We start from the raw sequence: 9,802 nt of genomic DNA on the forward strand, positions 1-9,802 counted from the left end.
GAAGTAATATCACAGAAAGCTATGTGTGCTTGACTTACTAATTTACATTCACTGGAAATCAATAAACATATTTGCGGTCAAACGACCACATTTTGGGTCTGAATTAATGTCAGTATCAATATCAACTATGGTTGAATGTAATAAATTCCCAGGATAGATAATTAGCCGGTTTGGTTTGTATTCAACTTCGTGGTAAAGCTCATAGTGCTTATCTGAACAGGTCACATATTTCTGCATTGGGTCGCCGTTTTCAGCGATGAATGCTTTTGCTGAACTGACATAATGTTCGCTGCGGCTATCACTAATTCTTTCATAGCCTGTGGGAATATGACGGAAAAAACCGGTATTTCCATGGCTTCCTGAATTTAAATAATGTAACACAGCAAAATGATAGGCTTTGCTGGTGTCAAAATGCGGCATGCATTGTAAGAGGTGTAATTCACTTTGTGCTTTAGTCAACAATGAGTAACTTTGATTGAGTGGTATTAACTTTAACTCTATGGGTACTTGGTAGACCTGACAAATCCCTCGATAAACAGCCTGCAGAATGGTGATGACATAAGGTTGTGGAAGTGGGGAACGTATACCAGGATAAAATGTTGCAAGGTCATTAGTAAATTTACTTGTAGTGCAGGCGTAATTAATTACATCTTTATTATCGACTGCTAGGTCATCGATTATTATGATTGGTGTTTTCTCTTCCCCGATCTGAATAATTTCAGCTTTAATATTAGGATTAATTAAAAAACTGGGTTGTTGTTCTTGCATGCGTTATTCAAACCCTAGATAAAATGGTAACAGGGTGGAGCCGTTTGCTTGCTCAACCCTGTTAAATAGTAAATAACGCTAAGTGTTAACGCTCGATGGGCAATAATGCTTGATAAAATCATTGCTGTCAGGCCAGTTTTCAACCTGTCGTTTTACTCTGGATTTAATATTATTTAAGAAATCACGCAGTTCATTGTCACTCATCATATCGACAATAGGATGATATTGCTCTGGCATCAAGCCCTGACCCATCATCACCTGTATCCAAGACGTTTCGCCAAACAATTCGTCTGCTTTTTTAAAAACTTGGCCACTTTCTCTAAATAAACTCATGCGATGTTTCAGGCTGTTAGGTACATCCATACTGCTACAATATCGCCAAAAAGCGGTGTCTTTGCGTTCGGTCAGATGATAATGAAGAATAATAAAGTCTCTGATGTTTTCTGCTTCTTCTTTAGTCTGAACATTATACTCTTCGATGTCTGACTGCTTAATACCTTGTGACGGAAACATTAGCAATAAACGTACAATTGCCCTTTGAAACAGATGAATACCAGTAGACTCTAAAGGCTCAATAAATCCAGATGACAGACCCATTGCTATGCAGTTTTTATTCCAATGTTTTCTGCGTTGGCCGGTTTTAAATTTGATGACACGTGGCTCGTTTAGACGCTCGCCTTCGATATTATCTAGTAAGGTCTTTGTGGCTTCCTCGTCTGACATGTATTTACTGCAAAAGACAAAACCATTACCGGTTCGATTTTGCAATGGAATACGCCATTGCCAACCAGCGTCACGCGCGATTGCTCGCGTATAAGGTACAGGCTTGCCGACAGTTTTGGTTTGTACCGCAATTGCACTATCACAAGGTAGTACATGACTCCAGTCATCGTAACCAGTGTGCAATGCTTCTTCAATTAACAAACCTTTAAAGCCGGTACAGTCTATGAATAAATCGCCTTCGACTACCTGACCTGAAGCAAGGGTAAGTGAATCAATATAACCTGACTCTTCGTCCAAAGTGACCTTAGCAATCTTGCCTTCAATACGCTTTGTGCGGTATTTTTCGGCTATTTTCCTCAAAAATTTAGCATACAATCCGGCGTCAAGATGATAAGCATGATTTAGTTCTTGTCCAGCTAACACAGCGAACTTGCCTTCTCTAGCACCTAGATGCTCTGGCACATAATCACCAAGTTGTGAGGCTATACCGCGTTCGCGTCCTTTCAGCCAAAAATGCTGAAAACCTGCTGCCCAGCAACCTTGTCCTAAGAAGCCAAAAGAATGAATATAGTCTTTACTAACGTCGCGCCAATTTTCAAAAGAAATACCCAATTTAAAGGTCGCATTAGTGGCCGCCATAAATTCTTGTTCGCTAATACCTAATAACTGATGAAAAACATGTAAGGTAGGAATTGTGGCTTCCCCGACACCAACGGTGGGTATTTCATCGGACTCTATCAAGGACACGTCCAGATTATTACCAATTAATTTTGATAATGCGGCTGCGGCCATCCAACCAGCGGTGCCTCCGCCTGCAATAATCACCTTCTTAATTTTTCTCTGTTGTTTTTTCAAAATAAAACCTTGGTAATTAATCTTAATGTTTAATATGACAGACTAAGCTTTTGCTTGGGGCTTACTGTTTTAATTTATTTAATAGGTCAGCTCTTAATTTTCTTGCCGCTAATTCATCATGAGGCTTTGACAATACGCCTTTTGCTTGGTTAGGAATATGATCCAGATTTTGCTCATCGTGATCGAAAATATAATAGTCAAAATGTGCTTTCCACGCTTGCCGCTGTGCCCTTGGTAAATCTCGTAAACTCAGCATGGCTAGCATCAGTGCATTATTTGGACGGCCCATAAAAGCGGGACTATCTCGCCACCAGTGAGTGACTAACACATTAAATGCATCTAAGCCCTCAACATGATGCCACCACATACTGGGCATAAAAAGTGCGTCTCCAGCCTCCAATTCAGCTACCTGAGCTGCAGCCATTGCTTGTTCAAACTTCGGATATTTAACTAGATCCGGTTGCTCAAAATCGACTAGGCTAATATCTTGGCCTCCGGGCGCAAATTCCATTGGTCCTACATATAGGTTAGCAATTTGCTCAGGTGGAAATAATGTGAATTTTCGCCTTCCAACGACACAACAAGCCAAATTATTAGGAAAATCATAATGTGCTGCTATTTTGCTCCGATTGCCAATCCAAATAGTGGTTAATGGATCGAGGTGGTCTATCGACGCATTATTCTGTTCATTGTAGCCAGGAAACCAATTATTAATTTCGGTAGAGCCTATATACATTGTAGGAGGCTCGGGGTCATCAACATGTGCTAGTAGCTTATCCAGTACCTGATTCAGATTAGCTTTTGAACTGGAAAAATTAAAACCATTCATCTTCTCGTTATAAAACACCCGACCTTTAGTTTCTGGCTTTCCGTAGTACACATTTATAGGAATATCGGAATAAAAATCACGCAAATAATCAGCAGCTTTGAGCGGTGACTCTTTTCCTGCAATGACGACTGGCCATTTATTGGCAAAACCTTTGAGAATAAGTGGTTGCGAAGACGATAACACAAAATCAGGAATATCACCGGGCTGGCAATTATTAATTTCTTTCACTTTCTTATCTATCGCTTTCACTAAAAACACCCTTTAAATCATGTAATTTAAATATTACAGACCCAGTTGTATATTTTTTCTATTTAAAAGCCCACGTACATTAGATTGAGACGCGATAGCCATATATATCGCTTGCAAGTAACCTCTTGCATGCAATATCGCTAATGTGTCAGCACTCAATTCAGCGACCTTATCTTCACTAATGACGTAAAAACCCAGCATTTGATTTTGAGTTTTGTCATTCAGCTCAATTTCCAAGGTGAACGGTTCTAGCAATTTATGTTCAACTAACAGGTTTATAAATATTTTACTATCCACCATGCCATGATGAATAGCTTCCAGCATATCCGCCACACTATCAAGATAAGGTGTGTTACCACCGAATTCTAAAAATAACGCGTGCCCTTGTTGTTGGTTTACTCTAGGGTGGTCCATATCAATATGCAATACTCTTTGCTCTTTGTCTTCGCCATCCTCATTGGTTTTCTGCACACCAATCAAAAAAGGTTGTCGGGTAACGCTCAATGGAATGTAAGGCGCGTCCCACTTATTATCAGTCAGAAAAAGATTTTCTTTGTCTTGAAACCCAAATATAGCGACTGAAAAGAATTCGCCAGTATTAACATCTTTGTTAAAAAATATAGGGTAATAGGCTTGTACACTTCTAAATTCAGCTGGGAAAGTCAGGCTATACCAAAGATTGTCACCGTATTGTTGCGAACGTTCGGTAATTATTTTTACATCTTGATGATCGATACTATTAAGTAATACGGTAGTTGCCATTTTCATTCCAAATTTCATTATTTATCTGTGTGATAGTCTACTGCTTATTGAAACACATATTGCGACTAAATTTTTGGTAAGCCATATAGTTTGATTTTATTAATTAACTCACGATTCGACGGTAGTGAGGATAAAAGTTGCTTCGTTTGTTTAACGTTTTCAGCAAATAATACCTGCGCTTTTTTCGACTCATCCACCCTTTTTGTGTTGACCGGCTGTGTAATGAAGTCCATACCATAAAGGATGTATTGATAACTAGCTGGTGGAAACATTTCCTCTGTGTGGGTAGCATCGTAATGATAAGGCGCCCGAGTTTTCCACAATAGTAATTGTTCTTTTAAGGTATCAGGAAGTTGCTCGGCATCAGATATCTCACGCCAATACGCTGAGTCTGTTCTCTTACTCAGCACATAGTGTAACTTTAGAAAATCAACGATATTAAGCCAACGGTGTAAAAATTTAGCATTAAAACGTTTGGCTACAAGATCCATTGCTTCACGATCCGCTGGTAACTGTTCGCTGATCATTTTTGCAGAAAGCTCTATTAAGGCTAAAGCTGTGGCCTCTAAAGGTTCAATAAAGCCAGCAGATAAACCCACTGCTACACAGTTCTTATGCCAGAACTTTTCTCTGTGTCCCGGCGAAAAATCTATCTTGCGGATTTTAGTCGACTGCGCTGCACTCTCGCCCATTATCGGAGTAATGTAGTCACGTAGTGCTTTTTCTGCTTCAACATCAGTAATATGTCGGCTGGAATAAGTGTAACCAACTCCTCTGCGTGACGGCAGTCCTATATCCCATATCCAACCCGCAGATTGCGCAGTAGAGCAAGTAAAAGAAGCGATCGGACTGTTTGAGTCCTGATGAGGCACATGTACCGCTAACGCAGAGTCATTAAACAGAATATGTTTTGTACTAACAAAAGGAACTGCATAATGTTTAGCTAGCAAAAGAGAAGCAGTACCTGTGCAGTCTATAAACAAATCACCTGTAATATCACCATTATTTTTAGTGGTAATAGTAGCGATGTCTCCGTTTGAAGAACTATTAACCTGCGTTACATGGTCGATGATGTGTTTGACCGCTAACTTTGTGGTGCAATGCTTTTGTAGCAAGGCCGCAAATTTACCCGCATCTAAATGATACCCGTAATTAGCATAGAAGTCGTATTCTGCAGTAGAAATCTGTTTAGGCGCCAAGCCATGCTCACCTAAATGGCTTTGCACGCCAACTGCGTCGGCAAAACTTACTTTGTGCCGATAGGGTTGCCAAAATGACGCAAGGTTGGTGTCATTAAATCCATGCGGTAATGTAAATGGATGATAATAATGTTCGTTGGTATTGCTACGCCAATTTGAAAATTTTGAGCCTTGTTTAAAACTCGCATCACATTCCAACAAAAAATCGGTTTCACTAATACCCATTTTTTTCAGGGTGCTGCGCATAGTAGGCCATGTACCCTCACCTACGCCAATAGGAGCGACATCGGCCGATTCAATCAGAGTGACCTCGATACCGACATTAGGATCTGTTGAATGCTCTGCGGCGATAACTCCAGCGGTTAACCACCCTGCAGAACCACCACCGACAATGACTATTTTTCTTAAGGGCTTGTGCATTTACTTACCTGAATTTAACTATATTTCAAAAAGACCCAAAAATATTACTAAACCAACATTACGATTACAACTCACCGTGTATAAAGGTTTTAACAACTCTGTATGTAACCGTCTACAAGCTCCCCGTGAGCTTTCAATAAACCACATAACTCTTTTTAACGGTTTGGAAAACAGTATTGATCACAGAGAAAAAATATAGACTTTCATTTACAGCGTAATTGTGATTCTTTTGGAAAAATATTTTGATACAAAAAATAAAAGAGGCCGCATGAATTATGATTAATTCTTGCGGCCTTAGTGAGCTATTTATTGACTGCGGTCAACAGCTTGTGTGCTTACTAGAAAGTATAACGTGCACCAAACGAGTAACGAGATCCTTGTTGAATAGCCGCAAGAACCTGTTGTTCAGAACGTCCACTTACACGCAGATTCTCTTCCGTCACGTTGATACCATTCAAGTAAACCGTTAAGCCTTTGATTTGTGGTACGTCATAACTTACCGTTAAGTCTAACTGCCCATACTCTTCAATATAACGAGGGCCAGGACCTGCACTGCCATCCTGCACTAACGATACAATGTATTTATCACGCCAGTTGTACGCAATACGTATTGACAAGCCATCCATTTCATAAAATCCGACCACGTTAGCAGAATCACTAATACCCAGTTCAGCCAATTGTGGGGCTAAAACAAAGTCATCGTGAGTATTATCGGTATTAGTCGCGGTATAGTTGATTATGCCGCCAAATCCAGATTCGCCGAATAAATGCTGTACTGCAAACTCAATACCATCGTAACCGGTTGTGCCGCTAACATTTAGTGGTGTCTCAATTTTGAAATTCAATAAGTCGTTGAGCGCTGGGTTACCCGCAATAACAATGTTGCCCTCGTCTTTATAAACATTAGGGTCAGTTGCACCGTAGGTATCAAATATATATTGACGTTGCGCTAAACCGTCAGTGCCTACTGCGGCAAGCGCCTCTTCTACATAAGGACCAGTAGCTGGGTTAAGTATATTGAACTGGTTGTCTATAGGCAGTGTTAGAATGTCGTTTTCAACATCTTTAGTAAAGTATCCCAACGAAATATAGCTACCTTCGTCATAATACCATTCGGCCGAGAAATCGATATTGGTAGACTCAAGAGGTAATAGCCCCGGATTACCCGTAGAACCAGTACCACCATTAAATCGAGCATTAGCGTCCAATCTAATACCACCTATCATTTGATTGTATCTTGGACGCCCGATAGTCTTGCTATAGGCAGCACGCAAGACGATGTCATCAGTCACATTTAAATTGAAGTTAATACTTGGCAGAGTATGGTCATAGCTAGCTTCTTTTGTTTCGTATAACACATTACCGGTGCCGACAAGTGCAAGCTCAGTTACACCGTTCCAGAGAGCTGCAGGAAAAAATACAGGTACTGAAGAAATCGCCTCTATATCTGTTTCTTCGTAGCGGACGCCAAGGTGGACGTCATAGAACATGTCACCAATCTCACCCTCATAATTATACTGAACGTATACCGAGGTCATTTCTTCTCTGGTATATTGGTCTGCATCCGTACCGTAGTTAGTAGATGGGCAGAAGGAATTACCGCAATCTCCTGTAGCTGCAGATTGAACGCTTAAGTTTGCGGCGGCTATATCTCTTACCGCAGCAAAATCGAATTCAAAATATTGATTCAAAATCTCCACAGGACCCGTATGACCGTCAAAATTGCCACCACTTAGATTGTCGAATTGGCTCAATATGTCACGAGGAAATAATAAATCGTCAAACAAACCAGTTGGGCCCTCGCCACCCCAGTTATTGCGTTGCACACCTTTTATACGTGCCCTATTTTGTGAATTAGTTAATGCGATACCAAAATCGATACTGCCGTGTTCTTCTAAGACATATTCACCACCAAATTGCGTTTGTGATATTTCAGATGCATTTTTAGTGTTTGTAAACACGCTCCCTGTAATCTGAAAATCTGTGGCTGTGGCTGAGTTACCGCCTACGACGGATAGCACAGGTCTTTCGCCAGTGAAATCAGTGGCTGTATTTTGGCGAACTAAAGCGCGCAGCTGCATTTCGTTACCAGAGCCTAGTGGGCTATTAGGGCTGCTATTTGCAGAAGATTCATGGTGATCAAGTATCAGGGTCAGATTATCATTCACTTTCCAGTCTAGGTTTAAGCCTAGAGACTTGGTATCATCTTTAACGCTGAAGTTTTGTCCACCAATAGCTAGATCTGCAGGTAAAACCTGAGGATTAGCGTTAAGGTCAACGTTGTGATCTTCAGAATATATTAAAGGAGAAGCAATAGGTCCGTCAGACCAAACGTTCGTTGTGTCACCGAAATTATACCAAGCAGAAATAGCGTTGCTTTGCGTATCATTTTCTTTTTGTACATAAAGATAATCTACTGTAGCGGTAAGATTATCTATTGGCTTATACTGCAACACTAAATGCGCATTAGATCTTTTACGCTGCTGTTCTTCAAACTTATAGATTGTGGCTTGCGGTACCGAAAAAATATCACTGTCGCCAAATCGATTCGTTTGTGAATCATCGTTTGCTACGCCGCCCCAGTTGTTAAAATCACCGGCAAAGCTTCGGAAAAACGAGGTCTGTGCTTGCTGACTGCCACTTTCACGCTCTGAATAACTGGCCGAAAGTGCAATACCAAACTTCCCATCATCACTGGTATTTGAATATAGTCCTGATAGTTGCGGCGTGAATCCACCTTTTTTGGTTGTAGCATCATCTAACGCTTCGACACTGAACGTTGCCTTCATACCAGGGCTATTCAGTGGTTCTGCGGTTAAAATATTAATCGTTGCGCCGATACCACCAGTAGGTATATCTGCTTTAGATGTTTTATAAACTTCTACGCCGCTCACACCCTCGGCCGCTAAATTAGAGAAATCAAAATTACGTTCTCCGGTCGTTGTTGGCATTTGACGGCCGTTCAATATCACTAGGTTGCGATCTGGGCCAAAACCGCGAGCGCTGACCTTGGCGCCTTCTCCATTTGAACGTTCAATAGAAATACCGGTAATACGCTGTAATGACTCTGCTAAGTTACTGTCAGGGAATTTACCGATATCTTCTGCATTTATAGAATCAACAATACCAGTAGATGTGCGTTTGACATCCATGGATTTGATCATACTGCCACGGATACCCTTAATTTCGATAATTTCCGTCGCATCTGACTCTGCAGTGTCTGGCGATTCTTGTGCAAAACCAGGCGCCATGATACCCGCACCAAGTATTAATGACAGGCTAGCTGCCAAAGGGGTTTTCGTAAAAATTCTAGTTTTCATGTGTGTCCTTAAATTTCTTTTTTTTAGTCATACTGTTCAAATGTTTACAAGGCCGTGTAGGTACTTACCCCCCGTCAGCAAAAAACGTTAAGCGCTTCATATACTGCTATAACACGACAAATTCATTTTCTAAATAAAATCTACAAGCGTAAAATGCTTGGGAAATACCTCGATGAAAATTCTATGTGAAAATTGTAACGCAAAGGTTAATAAATAGGCGTTAAATACGCTAAAGCGGGATATTTGGGCGGTAAAGTGGAAAAAAACTGAATTTAGGCTAGTTGAGCTCTAGCTAAAATTCATAAACAATTACTATTATACAAAATTTGGCAGTGATGAATAACAACCGCATTGTATTTCTTATTGGAGGTCAGCTTAGGCCAATACCTATTGCGGAATGGTGCTTGCGGATACTCACGCGCCGCGCTGAACTGTATCGTTGAAGACTAAACTATATAGCTAAATAGTTTAACGTCTAGAAAGAAAAAACCCGTCACAGGGACGGGCTCTTAAATGGGAGCCTGACGGTGTGCTACTCTCACATGGGGAAACCCCACACTACCATTGCCGCTAATACGTTTCACTTCTGAGTTCGAAATGGGATCAGGTGGTACCGTATCGCTATTGCCGTCAGGCATAAACTGGGTGCAACATCATCGCGCTCTGTGCGATAACGC

6 protein-coding genes and 1 rRNA gene are annotated in these 9,802 nt (G+C 40.8%); all 7 read right to left on the bottom strand.

The features are described from left to right. Positions 1 to 48 precede the first annotated feature (48 nt). A complete protein-coding gene (locus tag G399_RS0107030) occupies positions 49 to 768 on the bottom strand; it encodes a DUF6445 family protein (RefSeq protein WP_006011327.1) in 720 nt (239 codons plus the stop codon). Positions 769 to 846: 78 nt separating this feature from the next. Then, complete coding sequence (locus G399_RS0107035) at positions 847 to 2,346, bottom strand: tryptophan halogenase family protein (protein WP_006011328.1); 1,500 nt, start codon at positions 2,344 to 2,346, stop codon at positions 847 to 849. Between the two features lie 61 nt (positions 2,347 to 2,407). Then, on the bottom strand, positions 2,408 to 3,424 hold the full coding sequence (locus G399_RS0107040) for a cupin-like domain-containing protein (protein WP_006011330.1): 1,017 nt from the start codon (positions 3,422 to 3,424) through the stop codon (positions 2,408 to 2,410). A gap of 33 nt (positions 3,425 to 3,457) precedes the next feature. Further along, the gene (locus G399_RS0107045) at positions 3,458 to 4,186 is read right to left on the bottom strand and encodes a SapC family protein (protein ID WP_006011332.1); all 729 of its coding nucleotides are present in this window, start codon (positions 4,184 to 4,186) and stop codon (positions 3,458 to 3,460) included. 65 nt (positions 4,187 to 4,251) lie between these two features. Then, the gene (locus G399_RS0107050; protein WP_006011334.1) at positions 4,252 to 5,805 is read right to left on the bottom strand and encodes a tryptophan halogenase family protein; all 1,554 of its coding nucleotides are present in this window, start codon (positions 5,803 to 5,805) and stop codon (positions 4,252 to 4,254) included. A gap of 338 nt (positions 5,806 to 6,143) precedes the next feature. Further along, positions 6,144 to 9,125: a TonB-dependent receptor gene (locus tag G399_RS0107055; RefSeq protein ID WP_006011336.1), complete on the bottom strand. Its 2,982-nt coding sequence runs from the start codon at positions 9,123 to 9,125 to the stop codon at positions 6,144 to 6,146. A 519-nt stretch (positions 9,126 to 9,644) separates the two neighbouring features. After that, positions 9,645 to 9,760: ribosomal RNA gene (rrf, locus tag G399_RS0107060) — 5S ribosomal RNA — on the bottom strand. Between the last annotated feature and the right edge of the window lie 42 nt (positions 9,761 to 9,802).

This window comes from Brumicola pallidula DSM 14239 = ACAM 615 (assembly GCF_000428905.1).
GTDB lineage: Bacteria > Pseudomonadota > Gammaproteobacteria > Enterobacterales > Alteromonadaceae > Glaciecola > Glaciecola pallidula.